Annotated in this window: 16 protein-coding genes and 4 pseudogenes; 14 read left to right on the forward strand and 6 right to left on the reverse strand. The window is 40.4% G+C overall.

The window, feature by feature from the left end; genetic code table 11:
• Positions 1 to 2: 2 nt before the first annotated feature.
• On the forward strand, positions 3 to 206 hold the full coding sequence (locus tag CD122_RS12130) for a hypothetical protein (RefSeq protein ID WP_206167742.1): 204 nt from the start codon (positions 3 to 5) through the stop codon (positions 204 to 206).
• 8 nt (positions 207 to 214) lie between these two features.
• The gene (locus tag CD122_RS01800) at positions 215 to 757 is read left to right on the forward strand and encodes a Fic family protein (RefSeq protein ID WP_206167743.1); all 543 of its coding nucleotides are present in this window, start codon (positions 215 to 217) and stop codon (positions 755 to 757) included.
• A gap of 55 nt (positions 758 to 812) precedes the next feature.
• Here CD122_RS01800 and CD122_RS12630 read toward each other — a convergent pair.
• From CD122_RS12630 to CD122_RS12580, 4 pseudogenes are all read right to left on the reverse strand, one after another.
• Positions 813 to 950 (reverse strand): annotated as a pseudogene (locus CD122_RS12630) (LPXTG cell wall anchor domain-containing protein); the annotation flags it as partial.
• 933 nt (positions 951 to 1,883) lie between these two features.
• Positions 1,884 to 3,180: pseudogene (locus tag CD122_RS12575) on the reverse strand (SdrD B-like domain-containing protein); the annotation flags it as partial.
• Between the two features lie 534 nt (positions 3,181 to 3,714).
• Positions 3,715 to 8,922 (reverse strand): annotated as a pseudogene (locus tag CD122_RS01810) (SdrD B-like domain-containing protein); the annotation flags it as partial.
• 87 nt (positions 8,923 to 9,009) lie between these two features.
• A pseudogene (locus CD122_RS12580) lies at positions 9,010 to 9,138 on the reverse strand (YSIRK-type signal peptide-containing protein); the annotation flags it as partial.
• Between the two features lie 312 nt (positions 9,139 to 9,450).
• Here CD122_RS12580 and def point away from each other — a divergent pair.
• Genes def through pknB form a run of 6 tightly spaced genes read left to right on the forward strand, consistent with a single transcriptional unit; the run spans position 9,451 to position 16,080 of the window.
• Positions 9,451 to 9,939 carry a peptide deformylase gene (gene def, locus CD122_RS01815; protein WP_103357315.1) on the forward strand — a complete coding sequence of 163 codons (489 nt, stop codon included), beginning with the start codon at positions 9,451 to 9,453 and terminating at the stop codon, positions 9,937 to 9,939.
• On the forward strand, positions 9,932 to 10,864 hold the full coding sequence (gene fmt / locus CD122_RS01820) for a methionyl-tRNA formyltransferase (protein ID WP_103357316.1): 933 nt from the start codon (positions 9,932 to 9,934) through the stop codon (positions 10,862 to 10,864). The genes def and fmt overlap by 8 nt, the downstream gene beginning before the upstream one ends.
• A complete protein-coding gene (rsmB, locus tag CD122_RS01825; protein WP_103357317.1) occupies positions 10,864 to 12,168 on the forward strand; it encodes a 16S rRNA (cytosine(967)-C(5))-methyltransferase RsmB in 1,305 nt (434 codons plus the stop codon). The genes fmt and rsmB overlap by 1 nt, the downstream gene beginning before the upstream one ends.
• A gap of 1 nt (position 12,169) precedes the next feature.
• The gene (gene rlmN / locus CD122_RS01830) at positions 12,170 to 13,264 is read left to right on the forward strand and encodes a dual-specificity RNA methyltransferase RlmN (protein WP_103357318.1); all 1,095 of its coding nucleotides are present in this window, start codon (positions 12,170 to 12,172) and stop codon (positions 13,262 to 13,264) included.
• Positions 13,265 to 13,270: 6 nt separating this feature from the next.
• Positions 13,271 to 14,014 carry a Stp1/IreP family PP2C-type Ser/Thr phosphatase gene (locus CD122_RS01835; RefSeq protein ID WP_103357319.1) on the forward strand — a complete coding sequence of 248 codons (744 nt, stop codon included), beginning with the start codon at positions 13,271 to 13,273 and terminating at the stop codon, positions 14,012 to 14,014.
• Positions 14,011 to 16,080 (forward strand): Stk1 family PASTA domain-containing Ser/Thr kinase, encoded by a 2,070-nt coding sequence (gene pknB, locus CD122_RS01840; protein ID WP_103357320.1) that lies wholly within the window; start codon positions 14,011 to 14,013, stop codon positions 16,078 to 16,080. Before CD122_RS01835 ends, pknB begins: the two co-directional genes overlap by 4 nt.
• A gap of 59 nt (positions 16,081 to 16,139) precedes the next feature.
• On the opposite strand, the gene CD122_RS01845 is transcribed toward pknB, so the two are convergent.
• Positions 16,140 to 17,051, reverse strand: coding sequence for a trypsin-like serine peptidase (locus CD122_RS01845; protein WP_169926449.1), 912 nt, complete (start codon positions 17,049 to 17,051; stop codon positions 16,140 to 16,142).
• A gap of 708 nt (positions 17,052 to 17,759) precedes the next feature.
• Between CD122_RS01845 and rsgA the strand changes: the two genes are divergently transcribed.
• The 3 genes from rsgA to CD122_RS01860 are packed head-to-tail and all read left to right on the forward strand — an operon-like array spanning position 17,760 to position 19,935.
• Positions 17,760 to 18,635, forward strand: coding sequence for a ribosome small subunit-dependent GTPase A (gene rsgA, locus CD122_RS01850; RefSeq protein ID WP_103357322.1), 876 nt, complete (start codon positions 17,760 to 17,762; stop codon positions 18,633 to 18,635).
• The gene (gene rpe / locus CD122_RS01855) at positions 18,635 to 19,285 is read left to right on the forward strand and encodes a ribulose-phosphate 3-epimerase (RefSeq protein WP_103357323.1); all 651 of its coding nucleotides are present in this window, start codon (positions 18,635 to 18,637) and stop codon (positions 19,283 to 19,285) included. The genes rsgA and rpe overlap by 1 nt, the downstream gene beginning before the upstream one ends.
• A gap of 5 nt (positions 19,286 to 19,290) precedes the next feature.
• Positions 19,291 to 19,935 carry a thiamine diphosphokinase gene (locus tag CD122_RS01860; protein WP_103357324.1) on the forward strand — a complete coding sequence of 215 codons (645 nt, stop codon included), beginning with the start codon at positions 19,291 to 19,293 and terminating at the stop codon, positions 19,933 to 19,935.
• Positions 19,936 to 20,296: 361 nt separating this feature from the next.
• Here the strand turns inward: CD122_RS01860 and rpmB are convergent, their stop codons facing one another.
• Entirely contained in the window at positions 20,297 to 20,485 is a 189-nt protein-coding gene (gene rpmB / locus CD122_RS01865) for a 50S ribosomal protein L28 (RefSeq protein WP_014614133.1), read from the reverse strand.
• Positions 20,486 to 20,847: 362 nt separating this feature from the next.
• Between rpmB and CD122_RS01870 the strand changes: the two genes are divergently transcribed.
• From CD122_RS01870 to sdaAB, 3 genes are all read left to right on the forward strand, one after another.
• A complete protein-coding gene (locus CD122_RS01870; protein WP_044360802.1) occupies positions 20,848 to 21,222 on the forward strand; it encodes an Asp23/Gls24 family envelope stress response protein in 375 nt (124 codons plus the stop codon).
• Positions 21,223 to 21,234: 12 nt separating this feature from the next.
• Complete coding sequence (fakA, locus tag CD122_RS01875) at positions 21,235 to 22,902, forward strand: fatty acid kinase catalytic subunit FakA (protein ID WP_103357325.1); 1,668 nt, start codon at positions 21,235 to 21,237, stop codon at positions 22,900 to 22,902.
• 162 nt (positions 22,903 to 23,064) lie between these two features.
• The gene (gene sdaAB / locus CD122_RS01880) at positions 23,065 to 23,730 is read left to right on the forward strand and encodes an L-serine ammonia-lyase, iron-sulfur-dependent subunit beta (RefSeq protein ID WP_103357326.1); all 666 of its coding nucleotides are present in this window, start codon (positions 23,065 to 23,067) and stop codon (positions 23,728 to 23,730) included.
• Positions 23,731 to 23,734: the final 4 nt, after the last annotated feature.

Consider the following 23,734-nt stretch of genomic DNA (forward strand, 5'->3'; position numbering starts at 1 on the left):
ATATGTCTGTTCATCAAGCTGCTGATAAATGGGATACATCAGAACAAACAGTAAAAAGACTACGTACTAACGGAGAAATTGAAAGATTGAACGAAGCTTTTACTGTGGCGTACACATATAATTCTAATACTATTGAAGGAAATACACTCACTCTGAAAGGAACGGACTTGGTATTAAGAGGGTTAACAATTGATAAAAACCATTAAAAGATCATATGGAAGCAATTGGTCACAAAGAAGCTTTTGATTTTGTGCGCGAGCTTGTAAGTAATAATGTCGTTTTGACTGAAGCGGTAATCAAACAAACACATGCATTACTACTTATAGGAAATAGACAGCATCGTGCTGTTTATCGGCAAGTACCTGTTCGTATAATCGATGCAGATTATGAACCCGTACAGCCAACTTTGATAGAGCGTAGTATGGAAAGGTTGTTGTGGGAATTTGACGCGAGTAATGAGCATATTATCACAAAGTTAGCTAAGTTTCATATTGCGTTTGAGCGTATACATCCATTTATTGATGGTAATGGCAGAACAGGTAGGCTGTTAGTAAATTTAGAACTTATGAAGGCTGGATATCCACTCATTGATATTAATTTCACTGATAGAATGTTGTATTACGCGGCATTTGATGAAGCACATGGTGAAGAAGGACTCACCGCTATGGAAAGCATATTAAAGATTAGATTTTTACTTAAACATATTATAAGCAAAATGAAAGCTACGATAACGTACACAAAATGTGCGGAATCGTAGCTTTCTTAATAGGAAAGAAAAAGAGGGGCGCACCCCTCTTTTTTAATGCTTAAATTTAGTCTTCATGACGTTTCTTTTTACGACCGAACAGAAGTAATGAACCTAGACCAGCAAACATTGTACCGAATGCTGCTGTGTCTGCAGATTCTTGACCAGTGTTTGGTAATGCTTTCGTATTGTCGTGGTGGTCTTTTGCATTGCCGTCATTGTCGCTATTGTGGTCTTGACCATTGTTAGCGCCATTGTTCGTATCTGTATCTGAGTCGCTGTCCGAATCAGAATCACTATCCGAGTCAGAGTCGCTGTCCGAATCCGAGTCGCTATCGGAGTCCGAATCGCTATCAGAATCTGAGTCGCTGTCAGAATCAGAGTCACTATCGGAGTCAGAGTCACTATCGGAGTCAGAGTCACTATCCGAGTCAGAATCGCTATCCGAGTCAGAGTCGCTATCGGAGTCCGAATCGCTGTCAGAATCAGAATCGCTATCCGAATCCGAGTCACTATCGGAGTCAGAGTCACTATCGGAGTCAGAGTCGCTATCAGAGTCCGAATCGCTGTCAGAATCTGAGTCGCTATCCGAGTCCGAGTCGCTATCGGAGTCCGAATCGCTGTCAGAGTCCGAATCGCTATCAGAATCCGAGTCACTATCCGAGTCCGAGTCGCTATCGGAGTCAGAGTCACTGTCCGAATCCGAGTCACTATCAGAGTCAGAATCGCTATCAGAGTCAGAATCGCTATCAGAATCGCTATCAGAATCCGAGTCGCTGTCCGAATCAGAGTCACTATCCGAGTCAGAGTCGCTGTCCGAATCCGAGTCACTATCAGAATCACTGTCAGAATCAGAATCGCTATCAGAATCCGAGTCGCTATCAGAATCTGAGTCACTGTCCGAGTCAGAATCGCTGTCAGAATCAGAATCGCTATCAGAATCCGAGTCGCTGTCCGAGTCAGAGTCGCTATCCGAGTCCGAATCGCTGTCAGAGTCCGAGTCGCTATCCGAGTCACTATCAGAATCCGAGTCACTATCCGAGTCCGAATCGCTGTCAGAGTCAGAATCGCTATCCGAGTCACTATCCGAATCAGAGTCCGAATCGCTATCCGAGTCAGAATCACTATCCGAGTCAGAGTCACTGTCCGAATCAGAGTCGCTGTCCGAGTCCGAATCGCTGTCAGAGTCCGAGTCGCTATCCGAATCCGAGTCGCTATCCGAGTCCGAATCGCTATCCGAGTCCGAATCGCTATCAGAGTCCGAGTCGCTATCCGAGTCAGAATCGCTATCAGAGTCCGAGTCACTATCCGAGTCCGAATCGCTATCAGAGTCCGAATCGCTGTCAGAGTCCGAATCGCTATCAGAATCCGAGTCGCTGTCAGAGTCAGAGTCACTGTCAGAATCTGAGTCACTATCAGAATCAGAATCACTGTCAGAATCCGAGTCGCTGTCAGAGTCCGAGTCGCTATCAGAATCCGAGTCGCTATCAGAATCGCTATCCGAGTCCGAATCGCTGTCAGAATCCGAGTCACTATCAGAATCAGAATTCGCTATCAGAATCAGAATCGCTATCCGAGTCAGAGTCGCTGTCAGAATCAGAATCACTGTCCGAATCAGAATCGCTGTCCGAGTCAGAATCGCTATCCGAATCCGAGTCACTATCCGAATCGCTGTCAGAGTCCGAGTCGCTATCATCTGGATCTGTATTTGGTGTATCAGGATCTACATTTTCATTAGGATCAGTTGTCGGTGTATCAGGATCTTCTCCATCTACCGTGCTAGTTTCTTCATCTGGTTGAGGTTCTGAGTCGTCAAATACATAGAAACCAGAATCAATTGTTAGATTTTCATCTTTCAAGATAACTTTTACAGTTAGACCGTTTGAATCAAGCGCCGTATCACTACCTTGAAGCACGTGTGTCGCTCTGTAGTAATTAGGTGTACCAAATTCAACGAAGTATGTGCCTGGTGTTAAGTTGTCAAATTGATATAAACCATTATCGTTTGTAACAGTTTCCGCAATGACGTCACCGTTCGCATTTTTCAATGTAACTGGAACTGCAGGAATACCATATTCTTCAGGTGATTGAATACCATCGCGATCATAGTCATTCCATACAAAGTCACCAATTTTTAATGGTGGTACTTTGTAGAAACCAGAGTCAACAGTTAAGTTGTTCTCATTTAAATCAACATTAACGATGCTGCCATCAGAATCATTTGCATCATCGCTACCTTGGTTAGATGGGGTAGGGACGTAGCCAACAGGTGTTACAAATTCAACTGTATAACGACCTTGTTTCAACTGATCAAAGAGGTAATGACCGTTTTCATCAGTTGTTGTTCTTGAAACCTCAGCACCTTGTTCATCTTTTAAAACAACCGTAACATTTGCGATACCAGGTTCATTCGCATCTTGGATACCGTCTTTGTTTGTATCTTCCCACACTGTATCGCCAACTTTGACGGAAGGTGTTAATAATGAGAAATGGTAGAACTCAGATTTTTTCAACTCAACTGGAATGCGAATACCTTCATTAGTACGATGAATGATATCGTCATGATTGATTCCTGGTCCACCAGGGCCAACAACTCTATCTTCATAAAATTCATAATTTGATACTCTATATCCCTCAGGAGGTATGATTTCTACTGTATAATTTCCAGGCTTAAGATGTGTGAATAAGTATTCTCCACCACCATAGTAGATTTCAAAAGCAGAATCATCGCCTTCTAATTCTTTATTCTGTTCGCGATTATTCGTTGTCATACGCTTAATTTCAACACCATTTTCATCTCTTAAAACAACAGTAATATCGTATCCACGGTCATCTGCACGTTCATCTACACCTTGTGAACCGCTTAGGCCAGTCCAACTTTCACCAGCATGATTACCGCCACTGTCGTCATTATCAAGGAAAATAGTACCGTGTAGCATAAAGTCATTTTTAATAAAACCAGAGTCAATTGTTACGTCATCATCTGTTAAGTCAACAGGTACGACTAAACCGTCAGAATCACGTGTTGGATCAAGTGTTGCGCCTTCCCTCTCTTTTACGGCTTTTGGTACATGATGAACAAGTGTTGGACTATAACCTTCAGGCGTTACAAACTCAACAGTATAGTGACCAGGGTCTAAATCATCGAATAAATAATGACCTGTTTCATCTGTGACTGTACGTTTAATTTCATTATTGTCGGCATCTTTTAGGATAACTGTTACATCGGCTAATGGTACATCAGTTAATGGCTCATCTTCACTATTATTTTGATATCCTAAATCATTGTCAACCTCATGACGATTGTGTATCCATGAATCTTCAAGTCCAAGCATTGTATCTTCAGCATCGATCCATACGAAGTCACCAATTTTATATTTCTTGACTTTGTGGAAGCCGACATCAACTGATTCATCATTATGGTCAACATGAACGTTAACTGTTGTACCATTAGAATCTTTTTCAGGATCTGTACCTTGTTGAGATGCTGAAGGTTGATAGCCATCAGGTGTGACAAATTCAACTGTGTAGTCACCAGGTGGGACATTGCTGAAGTGATATTCACCATTGTCATCAGTTGTCTTAGTTTCTACTGTATTGCCATCATGATCTTTCAAGATGACTGTAACACCGCTAAGACCAGGCTCATCTTCATCTTGAACGCCGTCTTCATTCGTGTCATTCCATACTTTATCACCGATTTCATACGTCTCTTTGTAGAAACCAGCATCGACAGTTAAGTTGCTCTTATGCAAGTCGACTTCAACCGTGCTACCATCAGAATCATTTGCATCGTCACTACCTTGGTTAGCAAGGGTAGGTGTGTAACCTTCAGGCGTTACAAATTCAACTGTATAGTGTCCTTGTTTCAACTGATCAAAGAGGTAATGACCGTTTTCATCAGTCGTTGTTCTTGAAACTTCAGCACCATGTTCATCTTTTAAGACAACAGTGACATTTGCGATACCAGGTTCGTTTGCGTCTTGGATACCGTCTTTATTTGTGTCTTCCCAGACTGTATCGCCAACTTTGACAGCAGGCGTTAATAGTGTGAAATGATTGAATTGGGATCTCTCTATGTTAATAGGAATCCTAATACCTTCATTTACAAAGTACCATTCGTCATCATCTCTTGGTCTAGGTGTAACATAAGCATTGTAATCAGATACTCGATACCCTTCAGGAGGTATGACTTCAACTGTGTAACGACCCGGTTTAAGATGCGGGAATACATATTCACCGTCACCATAGAAGAAATTAACGAAATATGCTTCTCCAGGTATCGTCTTAGAGTTATTCTCATCATTCGTGGTAATGCGATTAATTTCAACACCATTTTCATCTCTTAAAATAACGGTGATATCATGAGCCCACTCGTCATATTTATCAGGATTAGAAGGTGTGTATGTCCCATTATCATCATAATCAAGTATAATCGAACCATGTAACAAAAAGTCGTTTTTAACAAAACCAGAATCAATCGTTAAGTCATCGTCTGTCAAGTCAACTGGTACGATTAATCCATCAGAATCTCGAGTAGGATCTAGTGGATCATCTATACCACGAGGAATGCCACCAGGAACGTGATGAACTAGTGTAGGGCTATAGCCTTCAGGTGTTACAAATTCAACAACATAGTGTCCAGGATCCAGATCGTCAAATGAATAATGACCTGTTTCATCTGTAACTGTGCGTTTAATTTCATTGTTATAGGCATCTTTTAAGATAACTGTTACATTAGCAATTGGATGCTCATCAAATGTTGGATTACCATCATTATCATAATAACCTAAGGTGTTATCACTAGGAATACGGTTATCTATTTTTGTGTATTCATAAGCAACGCCCCAATTATCTCGATCTTCCCATACAAAGTCACCAATGCGTAGTTTATGGAAACCAGAGTCAACAGATAAATCTGTATCTTCTAGGTGAACCGACACTTTCACGCCATCAGAGTCTTTTTCAGGGTCTGTACCTTGATGTGCTTCTGAAGGTTTGTATGGTGAATCTGGCTCATTTGGATTTTTAGGTGGTAAGAATTCAACATCATAGTTACCTGGAACCAAGTCCTCAAACACATACTCTCCGTTTTCATCAGTCGTTGTTGTTATTTCAGTACCATCTTCGCCTGTAAGGATAACTGTCGCGCCTGGAAGTCCAGGTTCATTGTCATCTTGAATGCCATCGTGATCTATGTCATTCCATACTTTACTACCGATTTTTAAGTTCGGTCTGTAGAAGCCAGAGTCGATTGTAAGGTCAGTATCTTCAAGGTTAACGCTAACTGTTGTCCCATCAGAGTTTTTACCTTGATCTTCACCTTGAGATAACATTGTAGGTACGTAGTGGTCAGGTGCTACAAATTCAAGGTTGTAGTGACCTTTGTCTAAGTTATTAAAGATATAATGACCATTTGCATCAGTTGTTGTACGTGTGATTTCTGAATTGTTTTCATCCTTCAAAATAACTGTAACATTTGCAAGTCCAGGTTCATTGTCATCTTGGATACCGTCTTTATTAAGGTCATCCCATACATAATCACCTAATTTGACGGATTTTTTAACGAAACCAGCATCAACAGTTGTGTCGTCACTGTCTGTTAATCGTACTGGTACTTCATTCCCGTCAGAATCTTTTGAATCATCAGAACCTTGGTTGGCGATTGTTGGGTCATAGCCTTCAGGTGTTTCGAATACGACTTTATAATCTGAAACTGTTACATTACTGAAGTGGTAATCACCGTTTTCATCTGTAGACGTTGTTCTAATAACGTTGTTATCGCTGTCTACTAAGTGTACCGTTACATTCGGAATGCCCGGTTCGTTTGGATCTTGAATACCGTTCTTGTTTGTATCTTCCCAAACATGGTTGCCAACGGTTACTTTAGGTACTTTGTAGTAACCAGAGTCAATCGTCATGTCGTCACCAGTTAAGTGAACATTGACGCGATAACCATCAGAGTCTTTGGCATCATCTGTACCTTGGTTATCTTTCGTTACCGTATAACCTTCAGGCGCAAAGAATTCTACAACGTAATCGCCTTTCTGAAGATTATTAAATAGGTAATGACCTGTATCATCTGTTACTGTACGTGACACTTCTTCGCCATTGTGGTCATATAAGATAACTGTCGTACCTGGAAGAGGGGTTTCGTTGCTATCTTGAATACCATCTTTATTTGCGTCAATCCATACATAATCACCAATTTTATAGGAGTGGTTTGTACGGTAGAAACCAGAGTCAATTGTTAGATCATCTGCTTCTAAGTTAACAGTGACATTAAGACCGTTAGAATCTGTTTTACCAGCAAAGTCTTGGTTAACCAATGTTGGTTGATAGTCAGTAGGTGTGACAAATTCAATGTTATAGACACCACGGCTTAAGTGGTCGAATTGATAATGACCTGTTGTATCCGTTGTCGTACGCGTGATTTCAGTATTATTTGCATCTTTCAAAATAACTGTAACACCGGCAAGGCCAGGTTCATCATTATCTTGGAGACCATCTTTGTTTGAATCTTCCCATACATAATCACCGATCACAAGTGTCGATGGTTTTTTGTAGAAACCAGAGTCGATTGTTACATCGTCATCATCAAGCTCAACTTCAACTTTAGTACCGTCAGAGTCTTTGTCGTCATCGCCACCTTGTTCAGCAAGCGTTGGTTTGTAATCTTTTGGCACCTTAAATTGAACTGTGTAGTGACCAGGTTCTAAGTCTTGGAATATATAGTTCCCGTTTTCGTCTGTAACTGTACGTGCGATTTCAACATCATCAGAGTCTTTCAAGATAACTGTAACACCTGGGAATGGCTGTTCATCTTCATCTTGAATACCATCTTTGTCTTTATCAATCCATACGTAATCACCAACACGAACGGTGTCTGCGATGCGATAAAAACCAGCATCAATTGTAATGTCATTGTTTGTTAAATGAACGAGTGTACTAGGAGCATCAGAATCCAATTCAACAAAATGACCATCCAATTTCTCTAGAGTTGGTACATATGCATGCGGCGTCACGAATTCAACAATATAGTCACCAGGATCTAAGTTTTTAAAACTATAATCCCCGTGCTTGTCTGATACAGTACGTTTTAGCACATTGCCGTCTTTGTCTTTTAAGATGACCGTTACGCCACCGAGGCCTTCTTCATATGGGTCTTGGTAACCGTCTTGGTCTTCATCTTTCCATACTTTATCACCAATACTGTATGTTGGTGTGATTTGATAAAAACCTGAATCGATTGATAACTCGTCATGTGATAAGTAGACGTTTACCGTTGTACCATCTGAGTCTTTTGTATTATCGAAACCACGACCGATGTGTGTTGGACGATAGCCTTCAGGTGTTTCGAATTTCACTGTGTATTCGCCTGTATCTAGGTCAGTGAATGAATAATAGCCATGTTCATCTGTTGTCGTACGATTAATGACTTCACCATCAGCATTCTTTAAGACAACCGATACATTGGCAATACCGTTCTCATCTTCATCTCGGATACCGTCATAGTTAGTGTCATTCCATACGATACTTCCAAGCTTGTGACGTTGAACAACTGGTTTTGGCGGTGGAGGAGGAGGCGGTGGTGCACCACAACCACATCTTCTTGGTGTATAGCCAGTAGTAGGGCTTGGCGCAGGATATCCATAGTTATAGCCATATCCAGTAGTTGGATAGTAGTATCCATAAGTACAGAGACCTGTACCCGGTGTTAAAGCAGCCGCAAAATACTTGTCGTTCAATGGAAGTAAATCTCTTGGATATGCTTGTGAAGCAATATCGTCAGCTGAACGAATAATATTGTTTTTCGTTGCGATTGCTTGTTGTTTAGCGATCGTGCTAATTGATACATTTGATGTTTGCTCTTCAGTAGCTGCTGAAGGTGTTTCTTCTTCATTGTTTGCTGTGATTGTTGTATTGTCATCTGATTTAGATGTTGAAGCTTGGACATCTTTAGCTTCTGTTGATGATGTATCGACAGCTGTATCTTCTGTCGCAACATCGTTTACTTCATTGTTATCTGAAACTTCGTCAATTGGTTTATCAGTATCAACTTCTGCAGATGAAGAGGTTGACGCGTCAATTGAATCTGTTGTTGCTTCTGACTGAACTTCTGTTGTGTCGGCAGGTGTGTTTGCTGCATCTTGACTTGTAACATCGACGTCATTCAAAAGTGTTGTTTCTTCTGAAGACGTGTCGTCAAGGTCATCAGCGCTATTGCTAACGACAGCTGCAGTTTCCTGCTCATCAATTTCATCCGCTTTGGCTTCATCATTTAATCCGAATAGTAATGTTGCGCCGACTAAAATAGATGCGACACCGACAGTGAACTTTCGAATTGAGTACTTATTAAGCCGGTTCGGAATAAAATCGTACTTCTTATTCATATTTACACCCCTATACGATTGATATAGCGTATATTCATACTGCTAAGGAGATTATATGCTAACTTTTTTATAAAAACAACATCGAAATTTAATTCTAAAATTTATATTATTGGTATTTTGTAATAGCAATAATTGTAGGATTCTGAGTGTTGTTTTTTGTGATTTTTGTCTTTGCGTTCAGAATTAACGTTTAAAAGTGGGAGAGTGGGTGATTTTCCTGCATTTTTGTTATGATGAGATGGGTGGAACTATCGTTTAGAACCAATTTAGGCTATAATGAACTGATGAATTTTTATTGAGGAGTTGTGCATGATGGCGATTAAAAAAATTTTAAATTACAAGACGTCGAATTTACGACAAAAAGCTGCGCCAGTGACAACATTTGATGAAGCATTGCCTTCATTAATACAAGATTTAGAAGATACAATGTATGATGCCGGGAGTCAGGCACTTGCTGCACCGCAAATTGGTGTAAATAAGCAAGTTGCGCTCATTGATATGGGGCAAGATGGACTGTTACAACTGATTAATCCAGAAATCGTTTCAACAGGTTCAGAGATGGCTTCAGAACTAGAAGGGTGTTTAAGTGTGCCTGAACGCTATGGTGAAGTGGAGAGAAGTCGTGCCATCACTGTTAAAAGCTTTGATTTACAAGGCAACCAGGTTGAATTGACGGCATACGACGATATTGCACGCATGATTTTACATGAGATGGATACATTAAACGGTATTTTATTTATAGATCGAATGCACAAAGAAGTTTCAGCAGCAGAATTGGAGGCGTATTTAGAAGATGAGTAAAATTATTTTTATGGGAACACCAGATTTTTCAACTAAAATATTAGAAATGTTAATTGAAACGGAAGAGGTCGTTGCCGTTGTGACACAACCCGACAGACCTGTTGGTAGAAAACGCCAGCTCACACCGCCACCCGTTAAAAAGGTAGCATTAGCACATGACATCCCAGTCTACCAACCAGAAAAGTTAGCAGGCTCAGAAGAATTAGCCACATTGATGACATTGCCATGTGATTTAATTGTCACAGCGGCATTCGGTCAATTATTGCCAGAAACATTGCTAACTTACCCTAAATACGGTGCAGTCAATGTGCATGCGTCGTTACTACCAAAATATCGCGGCGGCGCTCCGATTCATCAATCAATCATTGACGGAGAAGCTGAAACAGGTGTCACGATTATGTATATGGTGAAACAGCTAGATGCAGGTGACATCATTTCACAACGTGCTATTCCAATTGAAGAGAGTGATGACGTAGGAACAATGCACGATAAGTTAAGTGATCTTGGGACGGAATTATTACGTGAGACGTTGCCAAGTATTTTAAATGGCACGAATTCACGTACACCACAAGATGCTGCACTGGCGACATTTGCCTCAAACATTCAGCGTGAAGATGAACGCATCGACTGGACACAAGACGCACGCACAATCTTCAATCATATTCGTGGCTTATCGCCATGGCCAGTTGCATATACAAAGCTAGACGATAAAGTGATGAAGTTGTATCGTGCACAGGTCGTTTCTAATAAGCAAGGTGCACCTGGTACAATTATTGAAACAACGAAAAAACAAATAATAGTAGGAACAGGTTCAGACGACGCTATTGCATTAACTGAAATTCAACTGGCAGGTAAAAAACGTATGCCTGTTGCCAACTTCTTAAGTGGCGTTCAAGACGCACTCGTTGGAAAGGAATTACACTAATGACATCAGTACGTGAATTAAGCTTTCAGACGCTTGAAGCGGTATTAAAAGATGGTGCATACAGTAACCTTAAAATGAATGAAGTATTACAAGAACATTCATTAAACGCAGCTGATCGTGGTCTTTATACAGCGCTTGTCTATGGAACGTTAAAGCGTAAGTTAACTCTAGACTTTTACTTGAAACCTTACGTTAAGACAAAAATTAAAGGCTGGGTACGTCGTCTATTATGGATGAGTTTGTACCAATATATTTATATGGATAAAATTCCGACGCATGCCATTATTAATGAGGCGGTCAATATCGCTAAAAAAAGAGGCGGCAAGCAGACGGGGAATACGGTTAATGCGATATTACGTCAAGTGACAACACAACCGTTACGGGATATTGAGCGTATTAAAAATAAAGAAGAGCGCTTGTCAATTCGCTATAGTCTTCCAACATGGATTGTGCGTCATTGGTTGACACATTTTGGTGAAGAGACGACTGAAGCAATTGCGGCACAAATGTTGTTGCCAGCAGTCCAAACTGTACGTGTGAATCGCACAAAAATAACGGTTGATGATGCGATAGCGCAGTTAAAGCAAGAAGGTTATCGTGTCGAACAAGATCATGACATTACCCATTGCTTAATTGTTGAAGGACATGGTGTCATGCAATCGCAATTGTTCCAACAAGGGAAGATTAGCATTCAAGATAAGAGTTCCATGTTCGTTGCAGAAATGATGGACTTGCAACCGGGGCATCGCGTGCTTGATTGTTGTAGTGCACCGGGTGGCAAAGTATGTCATATGGCAGAGATTCTGGCAGGTGCGGGCGACATTATCGCAACAGATATACATGACCACAAAATTGGACTCATCCAACATAATATTGATAAGTTAGGTTTATCAGGTATTCATGCACGTCAACATGATGCAACAGCACCTTATGAAGGTCAGTTTGATCGCATACTCGTTGATGCACCGTGTAGTGGTCTTGGGGTGTTACGACATAAACCAGAAATACGCTATACGATGACACCTGAGACGGTTGATAAACTCGTACAAATTCAATTACAAATCCTTGAGAATGTTGCACAAAATGTAAAAATAGGTGGCGAGCTCATCTATTCAACCTGTACAATAGAACAAATGGAAAACGAGAATGTGATTTATACATTCTTAAAAGCGCATCCGGAGTTTGAATTTACAACGATGCGTGACCCTCGAACAGATGCACAAGTGAAAACATTACAACTTTTGCCACAAGATTATAATGCAGATGGCTTTTTTATAACGAAGATTAGAAGAAAGGATCAGTGAGATGATAACAGCAGAAAAGAAGAAAAAGAACAAATTCTTACCTGATTTTGATAAACAATCAATCTATTCCGTTCGTTTTGACGAAATGAAAGATTGGTTGAAAGAACATGGACAACAAAGCTTTAGAGCTAAACAAATTTTTGAATGGTTGTATGAAAAACGCGTTAATCAATTTGATGAGATGACAAACCTTTCGAAAGATTTACGTCAGCTTTTGGCAGATAACTTTACAATGACGACATTAGAAACAGTCGTTCGTCAAGAGAGCCGAGATGGCACGATTAAATTTCTATTTGAATTACAAGATGGTTATACAATTGAAACTGTATTAATGCGACATGAGTATGGAAACTCTGTTTGTGTAACAACACAAGTAGGTTGTCGTATTGGATGTACGTTCTGTGCGTCAACGTTAGGTGGCCTAAAACGTAACCTTGAAGCGGGCGAGATTGTATCGCAAGTATTAACGGTTCAAAAAGCACTCGATGAAACAGATGAACGTGTTTCTTCAATTGTTATCATGGGGATTGGTGAACCATTTGAAAACTATGATGAGATGATGGACTTCTTAAAAATCGTCAATGATGACAATGGTTTGAATATCGGTGCGCGTCATATTACGGTTTCAACATCTGGTATCATTCCACGTATTTACGACTTTGCGGATGAATCATTACAAATTAACTTTGCGATTAGCTTGCATGCAGCGAACAATGATATTCGTTCACAACTAATGCCGATTAACCGTGCGTACGATGTCAATAAGTTGATTGAAGCAATCGAATACTATCAACAGAAGACGAATCGTCGTATTACGTTTGAATATGGGCTTTTTGGTGGTGTGAATGATCAGTTAACACACGCGCGTGAATTAGCAGCATTAATCAAGCATTTGAACTGTCATGTGAACTTGATTCCAGTAAACCATGTACCAGAACGCAACTACGTTAAAACACCGAAAGAAGATATTTTTAAGTTTGAAAAGGAACTTAAACGATTAGGTATTAATGCGACAATTCGTCGAGAACAAGGCGCTGATATTGATGCAGCGTGCGGTCAATTGAGAGCGAAGGAACGAGAAGCAGAAACGAGGTAGAGTGTTATGTTAAACGTAGAACTTTATTCGATTACAGGACATTATCGTGACCAGAACGAAGATGCGGCGGGTGTCTTTTATAATCAGACAGATCAACAGTTGCTTGTCATGTGTGATGGTATGGGCGGTCACTTGGCTGGTGAAGTCGCGTCACAATATGTGCTGGAAGCTTTGCAGGAACGTTTTGAGCGAGAAAACTTAATAGAAGCACATCAGGCAGAATCATGGCTTAAAACAGCGTTGCAAGAGGTTAATAGAGAACTGTATATGTTGGCGCAAGATAACGAAGCGTATGCAGGTATGGGAACGACATGCGTATGTGCGCTTGTATTTGAACATCATATTGTAGTCGCAAATATTGGTGACTCACGTGCATACCTCATCAATAGTCGTGAATGTGACCAAGTGACGATGGATCATACTTTTGTGAATCAGCTCGTCATGCTTGGACAGATTACAGAAGAAGAAGCATTCCAACATCCGAAACGTCATATTATAACGAAAGTGATGGGGACGGACAAACATGTTAAGCCGGACATTTATACGCGACGTACGAACTTTTATCAATATTTGTTGTTAAATACGGACGGTTTAACAGATTATGTCACAAAAGCCGAAATGCACGAATTATTAATGCAACAAGAAGGACTTAAAGCTACGGGCGATGCGTTGTTAGCGCGTGCAGAAGAGAATGAAGCGAAAGACAATGTGTCATTTATTTTAGCTGAGATTGCAGGTGATCCGGTATGATTGGCCGCATGATAGATGAACGTTATGAAATTCAGGAAATCCTTGGTGGCGGTGGAATGTCTAAAGTCTACGGAGCGATGGACACCATCTTGAACCGTAAAGTTGCCATCAAACTGATTCAAATTCCAGCGAGTGAGAAGCAAGCGACGATTAATCGTTTTGAACGTGAAGTGCAAAATACGACGCAACTGTCACATCAAAATATTGTCAGTGTGTTAGACGTTGGCGAAGAAGATGATTGTTTCTACCTTGTTATGGAATATATTGAAGGTATGACGCTCGCTGAACATATCAAAAAGCATGGTGCGCTCGATCCGCAAACTGCGATTGGCTATATTGAACAAGTGTTACATGGGATTCAACATGCACATGAGCAAGGGATTGTACATCGTGACATTAAACCGCAAAACATGATGATTGACCCAAATGATACGATAAAGATTGTAGACTTTGGAATTGCGAAGGCATTGAGCGAAACAACGATGACACAGACGAATCATGTTATTGGAACGGTGCAGTATTTATCGCCGGAGCAAGCGAAGGGCGAGAAAACTGGTGAGCAGTCGGATATTTATTCAATTGGGATTGTGCTTTATGAGATGTTAACGGGAACGGCACCATTTACTGGTGAGACAGCTGTAAGCATTGCGATTAAGCAAATCCAAGAACCTGTGCCGAATGTGACTGCTCAACATCCTGATATACCGCAAGCATTGAGTAACGTTATCTTGAAAGCGACTGAGAAAGAAGCGGTAAATCGCTACAAAACAGTCTCGGAAATGACCCACGATGTTGCAACTGTATTGTCTCCGAGTCGCGCGAATGAGCCTGTTTACAAAACAGATGACGAAGCTTTAACAAAAACTGTTGCGTTGGATAAAAATAGTTTGAAACAACAAAATGATCCTGTTGCGTCAAATGATACAGCGAATATACCGGTTGTACCAACGAAGACACGCAATCAAGCACAAACAACACAGCCGCGTACACAACGTACAGCAGCGGCAGGTACATATACACAAGCGTCACAACCAAAAAAACGCTCACGTAAAAAGAAAGTCATCGCAGGATTGGTATTACTCTTGCTATTCGTTGGACTCTTTTTCTTTGTTACGGCTGCAGTAATGGGTAACAAATACAGCCAAGTGCCAAATGTCCTTGGACAAACGGAACAACAGGCGACACAAACATTGGCAGAGGACAACTTGAAGGTTGGTAAGGTGACGAAAGCATACAGTGACCGCTACGAAGAAGGACATGTAGCGGCGATGACACCGAATCATGGGTCTAAAGTCAAACAGAAGAGTACTGTGGACCTTGTGATTTCTAAAGGGGAACACGTTGAAAAAATGCCTGACTTGGTAGGGCGTCCGAAGATGGAAGCTGAAAAGATTTTAGCGGATCTCGGCTTTGAACAAGTGACTTTTACAACAGCTTATACACAAAATGATATCGCAAAAGGGAATGTTGAAGCACAGAATATTGCACCGGGTACAGAAGTGTCTGTGAAGAAAGAAGCGATACAGATTACTGAGTCTCTCGGTAAACGTAAAGTGCATGTAGGTGACTATACGAACAAAGACATTAGCGTTGCGAGATCGGAGTTAGAAGCAAAAGGTCTTGTTGTAACAGTAACATCGGAACGTGAAGACGACAAAGTGAAGGAAAATCATATTATTCAACAAACGCCGAAGAATAAAGAGGTAGAAGAAGGATCAGAAGTTAAGTTCATTGTGTCAAAAGGTTCAGCTGATAAAGATGATGAAGATGACACGAAAGATACTTCTAAAGACTCAGAGAAAGATAAAGAAACACCGAAATACGATAAAACGTATACACAATCGTTAGTGATTCCTTACTCAGGTAAAGATAACAAGCCACAAAAAGTTGAAGTTTATTTGAAAGATAAGAACAACGATGGTAAAAAACCACGTACTTTCAACATTAAGAGCAGTACGTCGCAAGTATTAAACTTTACGATTGAAGACGGTGGTAGCGCAAGTTATCGTGTCTTAGTAGACGGTAAAGAAATTGATAGTAAACAAATTAATTACGATGACTTTTAGATAATAGTTAAGCACGTGATGTCAATCAATCAAATTGAGAGACATCACGTGCTTATTTGTTATTCCATATTCTGCATGATTTCTTTGCGTACGTGTTTGGTTATTGCAACACCGTAGCCCATTTCTTCGGCGTTATATTTGAACGTCGACTTACCTGAGTTATTAAACGCATTTGGAAAAATACCGATTAATTCATGCTTGTCATTGATAATTGGACTACCGGAATTGCCTTTTCGAGTAATCGCATTGAAGTAGAATTGTGGCTCAACAGTTGTCGCCTTATTTAAATAATAGCCGTTTGTAATGAACATTTGATGATTGGGTATTTTGGCCAGTTTTGGAAAACGTGACGCAAAATATTTAGGTTGCGGATAGCCAACAATCGTAATCGGGTCTTTAAAAGACATGGCTTCAATGCTTTTTTCACTAGCAATAGGCATGGGTTTCATTACATTGCTCAAATTTTCATGTGTATGGACTATGGCGACATCTACACCTTTAATCATATGCACAGACTTTACCGTAAACGTATAGGGCGTTTGTAGTGGTGACTGCATCGGTTTGAAACGCAACATACTCGGATTAGCAGGGCGATAATTTCGTTTGCCTGGTTGCGTTTTTGTATCTTCTACTAGATGATTGTTCGTTAAAAGTGTATGGTCATCAATTGCTACCGCCGTTCCTGCAGAATCCGTTTTATAATTGATGAAGCGGCCAACAGAACGATAGGTTTTAGGTATGGGTGTGTCGACTGTATCGATGTTTACCGATGCATCATCAATACGTTGTGCTAATTGGAAAGCCGTCTTACTTCCAGCTTGTTTTTGATAAGCATTATTTGTAACGTTAGCATCTTTAGGGTCATTCGTATCATGAACTTGCACGCCAGATGAACTTGGCCGTGTCGAGATGAAAATAATAAAGATGATACAAATTAATATTAAAGCGCTTAATAACGTACGTTTTTTCACAATTCAATGACTCCTTATTTGAATAAATGTTTTGTGAATATAGTATAAGGTGTAAGGCGACATGTCAAATCACACATCAATACTAAAAGGCGATGCGTGATTTAAGTTCATCTAGCTTGTTATAGGATGTGAAAATAATCGTTTGCTCACGTCCACGAATATAACCGCTTTTGTATTCGTTACCGAGAATAAATGTATTACTGAAGCGGAATAGGTCATATTGGTAATCGGGCATGGGACATTAATACAAACATTCAAATTAAGCCTGAGATTTTATGTATATGGCATTAGCTGACTGGTATGAAAATACGCTTTTACAAGCTTTTTTCATGCCTAGTCAGCCTTGCCGGGGTGGGACGACGGAATCTTTTTAGAAAAATGAGATTCCTGTCCCACTCCCTTGTACCGAATAACTTTGACGTTCGCGCATCATAAAGCGTCCTGTAAGATTTACCGCTACAGAAGGGTCTAAATCATATTTTTTGATAAAGGCGCGTTTATATTGATTTCTGTTCGCAAAGTTTTCAAAAATCCCCCTTAAACATAACATTCAAAATTTAATATACAATGAAATTAAAGTGGTGACAAATACACATTCAGTATGTTATACAAACTAATTTGACGTCCGATAGTCGGCAACTGTATCCGTGAGCCGTAATTTGGTATAATAAACGTAATTTGAAAAAGAGAATTGGATGAGGTGTGAATTTGAAAACAGGACAAATTATTAAGTCTTTAAGCGGTGTCTATCGTGTGGAAGTGGATGGGGAACAATTTGACGCCAAACCACGCGGACTGTTTAGAAAGAAGCAAATAACACCAGTGGTTGGTGATATTGTAGATATAGATTTTGAAACACACGCGGAAGGCTACATTCAACATGTACATACGCGTAAAAATGAATTAAAGCGACCACCAGTGAGTAATATTGACGTACTTGTGATTGTGATGAGTGCAGTGGAACCGGATTTTTCTACGCAGTTACTGGATCGTTTTCTCGTCATTGCACATTCCTATCATTTATCTCCGCGCATTGTGATTACTAAAAAAGACTTAACGAACGAAACGCAACGTGCAGAAATTGAACGTTTGCTGGCGGTTTATCAACGCATTGGTTATGACACACAATTCGTTGGTAAGGAAGACGATGCACAGGCAATCTTTAATGAGTGGCAGCCGGGTATTGCGGTGCTAAGTGGTCAATCAGGCGTCGGTAAGTCAACGTTATTGAACAGCTATTGCCCAGAGTTGGCATTGGAAACGAATAGTATTTCACAGTCTCTTAATCGTGGGCGACATACAACACGCCACGTTGAGCTATATCCGCGCGCAAATGGTTATATTGCGGACACACCAGGTTTTAGTGCGTTAGATTTTGACCATATTGACAAGCAAGATTTGGACGACTACTTTATTGAGATTAGCGAGGCGAGTGAACAATGTAAGTTCCGCGATTGTTCACATACGAATGAGCCAAAGTGTCACGTCAAAGCAATGGTTGAAGCGGGCGAGATTGCAGACTTTAGATACCAACATTACGAACAACTACTACAAGAAATTTCTAATCGAAAGGTACGATATTAATGACTAAAATACTCCCTTCTTTATTATCTGCAGATTTTTTAACGTTACAAGATGAGATTACGGCACTTGAAAAAGCAGGTGTTGACGGTTTGCATTTTGACGTCATGGACGGGCAGTTTGTGCCGAATATTTCTATCGGGTTTCCGATTTTAGAGGCGGTTCGACGTGGGACAACATTGCCGATTGATGTCCATTTAATGGTGGCAAATCCTGAAGCATATATTGATGAATTTTGTGAAAAAGGTGCTGATAAAGTATCCGTACACGTTGAAGCAACACCACATATTCATCGCGCGCTTCAAAAGATACACGCACATGGCAAAGAAGCTGGCGTTGTCTTGAATCCGGGGACAACTATTGAAGCGATTCGCCCAGTGCTTGCCGATGTTGATTTCGTCTTAGTGATGTCTGTCAATCCGGGCTTTGGCGGCCAAGCATTTATCCCGTCAAGTCTTGATAAAATTCGTGCACTTAAAGCATTGCGTGAAGAACAAGGTCTAGCATTCCGCATTGAAGTAGACGGTGGTGTGAATGCAGAAACCGCACAACAAGTCGTTGATGCAGGTGCAGACTGGTTAGTTGCAGGTTCTTACTTCTTCAATCAAGAGGATTATGCTCAAGCAGTTCAAACATTAAAAGGTGAGGCGTAAGGACGATGTCAAAACGCATTCATTTGTTGTGTAGTCGCCGCAACGTCCCAGAAACCATTTTTGAACAGCATAAAAATTACCATTGGGCGGGCGTTGACCGTGGAACGAAAATTCTTTTGGAACAGGGCATTCAGCCGGTGTTTACAGTAGGGGACTTTGATTCTGTGTCCGATGAAGAACGCGCATGGATTGCAGAACGTATTACTATCACACCTGTACCTGCTGAAAAAGCTGATACTGATTTAGCACTTGGTGTCGCACAAGCGATTAAACAGGGCTTTGATGAAATTTGTATTTATGGCGCGACAGGCGGTCGTCTCGATCATTTTATGGGCGCTATGCAGTTGTTGAAAATGCCTGCTTATCAGAATGCACATATACAGTTGATCGATCAGCAAAACGAGATTTCTTTATTAACGGCTGGAGAACATACACTACAAAATAATACGCGCTATCAATATATTTCATTCGTACCTGCGACTGATGACGTGACGTTATCATTACATGGTTTTAAATATGACTTGGAACAAGAAGTATTAGCGCAAGGGTCTACGTTGACCATTTCAAATGAATTTGACGGGGCAACAGCCCGAGTCATTGTGCATAAAGGGATGGTTTATCAAATGCGCAGTCGTGATAAGAAAGATTAATCTATCAAGTGGGATGGCATACGCCGTTCCGCTTTTTTGATAAATAGCGGTAAAAAGTTTTAGTCGAACAATTAAATCTAGGTGAGATGCTTTATAGCGTTTATATGCTTGTTCAAGAACTGAGAGACGCATAGAAACATAGGGTTAAAGCAGAGTGAGAAAAAGAACGTATTAGCCGGAGTGAGGCGCCTTGGCAAGCGAGCAATCAAGAAACGATGATATTCAAAAAGCGCACAATCACAAAGGGGTGTAAGATAAATGTAGAAAGCTATTCCACCACAGAAGCTGAACAGCCCAAAAAAGCGCACAAAAAAAACGAGACTTCCACATATAGTCTCGTTTTGATCTTCATAATATAAAATTATACGCGTGTTACTTTACCTGATTTTAAAGCACGTGTAGAAACCCAAACTTTTTTAGGTTTACCATCAACAAGGATTCTCACTTTTTGTAAGTTCGCATTCCAACGACGCTTCGTTGAGTTCAATGCGTGTGAGCGTCTGTTACCAGTTGATGCTTTACGTCCTGTTACGAAACATTCTTTACCCATCATCGTACCTCCTTTAAGAAATACAAATACACTTTGCTACTACATACTACGGTAATATACCATAATCACAGCATGTGTGCAATAAAAATATAAACGTTAATTCATAAATCGCTTTGTGTAACTACAAGTTTCTGTTATAATTTACTATTGTGATTACGTATAAGATAGAAGAAAGTGTCTATCAAGCTTTTTTCAGCGTCTTATGTTATTCATTATAGTAGCGTACATATTCCTTGCATAGTAGAATATAACTAAGCTGGAATGAACATCGCGAAATGTAAGTAACAGAAATATTGAATAATGAAACTTCGAATGACGAACATACAAGTAGAAACAAAATGTAGAATAGGAGGCGTTACGATATGGCATTAGAAATTACAAATGATTATGGCAGTATTGATATTTCAAATGAGGTGATTGCTTCTGTAGTAGGCGGTAAAGCAGTCGAGTGTTACGGGATTGTCGGTATGGCTTCTCGTCAACAAGTACGTGATGGTATTGCTGAAATTTTAGGTCATGAGAATTACGCAAAAGGGATTGTTGTAAGAGAAAATGACGGCATTTTAGATGTAGATATGTATATTATCGTAAGCTACGGCGTTAAGATTTCAGAAGTGGCACAAAACGTACAATCAACAGTTAAGTATACGTTAGAACACACACTTAAACTTAAAGTAAACTCAGTTAATATATTCGTACAAGGTGTACGTTTTAACAACGACGGGAACGACAAATAGGAGGACATTCGCATGATTACGAAAATCAACGGTAATCTATTTGCCGACATGATTATACAAGGGGCTCAAAACTTATCAAACAATGCTGATTTGGTCGATTCATTAAACGTGTATCCAGTGCCAGACGGTGACACAGGAACAAATATGAACCTGTCAATGACTTCGGGGAAAGAAGAAGTTCAAAATAACCCATCAAGCCACATTGGTAACTTAGGGAAGTCATTCTCTAAAGGTCTTTTAATGGGTGCTCGTGGTAACTCAGGTGTTATTTTGTCACAAATCTTCAGAGGTTTTTCTAAAGCATTAGAAGAAGAAAGCGAAATCGACGCTAAAGGTTTTGCGCGCAGTTTCGATGCTGGTGTAAAAACGGCTTATAAAGCGGTTATGAAGCCGGTTGAAGGGACAATCTTAACAGTTGCCAAAGATGCTGGACAAGCGGCAATTGATACAGCTGAAAAGACAGAGGATTGTTTAGAAATTATGACAGCTGTTTATGAAGCGGCACAAAAATCTTTAGAAAATACACCAAACTTATTACCGGTATTGAAAGAAGTGGGTGTTGTCGATAGTGGTGGTAAAGGTTTAACACTTGTGTATGAAGGTTTCCTTAAAGCAATGAAAGGTGAAACAATCGAGCCACAAACACCAAAAGTAGACAAAGAAGAATTTTTCAATGACGACCATGATTTCCATGGCGTTATCAATACAGAAGACATCGTTTATGGTTACTGTACGGAAATGATGGTACGTTTCCAATCAGGTAAAGCACCATTTGACGAAGCAACTTTCAGAGAAGACATGAGCAAGTTCGGTGATTCATTACTTGTGATCAGTGATGATGAAATCGTGAAAGTACACGTACATACAGAAACACCAGGTGAAGTTTTCACTTTCGGTCAAAAGTATGGAGAATTAATTAAAGTTAAAGCTGAAAACATGCGTGAACAACACCGTGAAGTATTACGTAAAGAAGCAGCTAATGCCGATAAACAAGCAGCTGCTGAACCAAAAACAGCTGAAAAGGTAGAAACAGCAATTATTACAATCTCAATGGGTGACGGTATTACGGAACTCTTTAAATCAATGGGTGCCACACATATCATTAGTGGTGGTCAAACAATGAACCCATCTACAGAAGATATCGTAACAGTGATTCAAGAAAGTGGTTGTAAACGTGCGATCATCTTACCAAACAACAAAAACATTCAAATGGCAAGTCAACAAGCCGCTGAAATCGTTGATGTTGAAGCAGTTGTCGTACCAACACGCACAGTGCCACAAGGTATTGCGGCGATGTTTAGTTATGATACAACAGCGTCAATTGAAGACAATGCTGAAGCGATGACGGCAGCACTTGCTAATGTAAAATCAGGTTCTATCACATATGCGGTTCGTGACACGAAAATCGATGGCATTAACATCGAAAAAGGTGCGTACATGGGCTTAGTAGAAGATAAAATTATTGTAAGTGACCGCGACGTTGAAGCAACGTTGAAACAAACGTTAGAAGCAATGATTGATGAAGATAGTGAAATCTTAACGGTAATTGCTGGTGAAGAAGCGACAGAAGCACAAACAGCATTTATCGAATCATTCGTGGAAGAACACTTTGAAGACCTTGAGCTTGAAGTTCAAGAAGGTCAACAGCCAATCTATCCATACTTATTCTCAGTAGAGTAGGTTGTACCGTCTATAACAGTGGGGCAAGAATCTTTGTATGAACAGAAGATTGTTGTCCCGCTTTTTCTATGTCTAACATATTACAAACGTAGAGGTTCATTAAAAAAGTTAGAATTGTTATAATAGATTTACATTTTATTGAAAAAGTACAGGGGGGAAACTATGAAGTTTAAAAGTGTGTTCGATATTATTGGTCCGACGATGGTAGGGCCTTCGTCATCACATACAGCGGGGGCTGTGCGAATTGGGCTTGTCGCAAGGTCGTTGTTTGGGGGACAGCCAGCACAAGCGGATATTTACTTATTCGGTTCGTTTATGGAGACGTATAAAGGTCACGGTACAGATGTCGCATTGGTCGGTGGCTTGCTGGGGTATGATACGGATGATAGTCGTATTGAATCAAGCCTTGAGACTGCGAAAGACTTAGGTATGCGTGTCAACTTTATTGAAATGTCAGAAGAACGTTCGCATCCGAATACGGCGATTATTGATATGACAGATGGCGAGACGACGATTTCTGTGGAAGGTGTTTCTATCGGTGGGGGCAAAATTGAAATTGTGGCGATTAATGGCTTTCCAATCAATATTAGTGGTAACTATCCAACATTGCTTGTTTTTCATAAAGATACGTTCGGCACGATTGGTAAAGTGGCGAATGTGCTAGGTGAACACAGCATTAATGTAGGGAGTATGCATGTGTCGCGTAAGGAGAAAGGCGATCAAGCGTTGATGACGTGCGAGTTAGACGAATCAGTCGGCGCAGACATCATTGAAGAGATTCGCCAAATACCAGGCATTATAACGGTATCATTAATGGGAGAAGATTGATTGG

The organism is Staphylococcus rostri (assembly GCF_002902145.1).
Taxonomy (GTDB): Bacteria; Bacillota; Bacilli; order Staphylococcales; family Staphylococcaceae; genus Staphylococcus; species Staphylococcus rostri.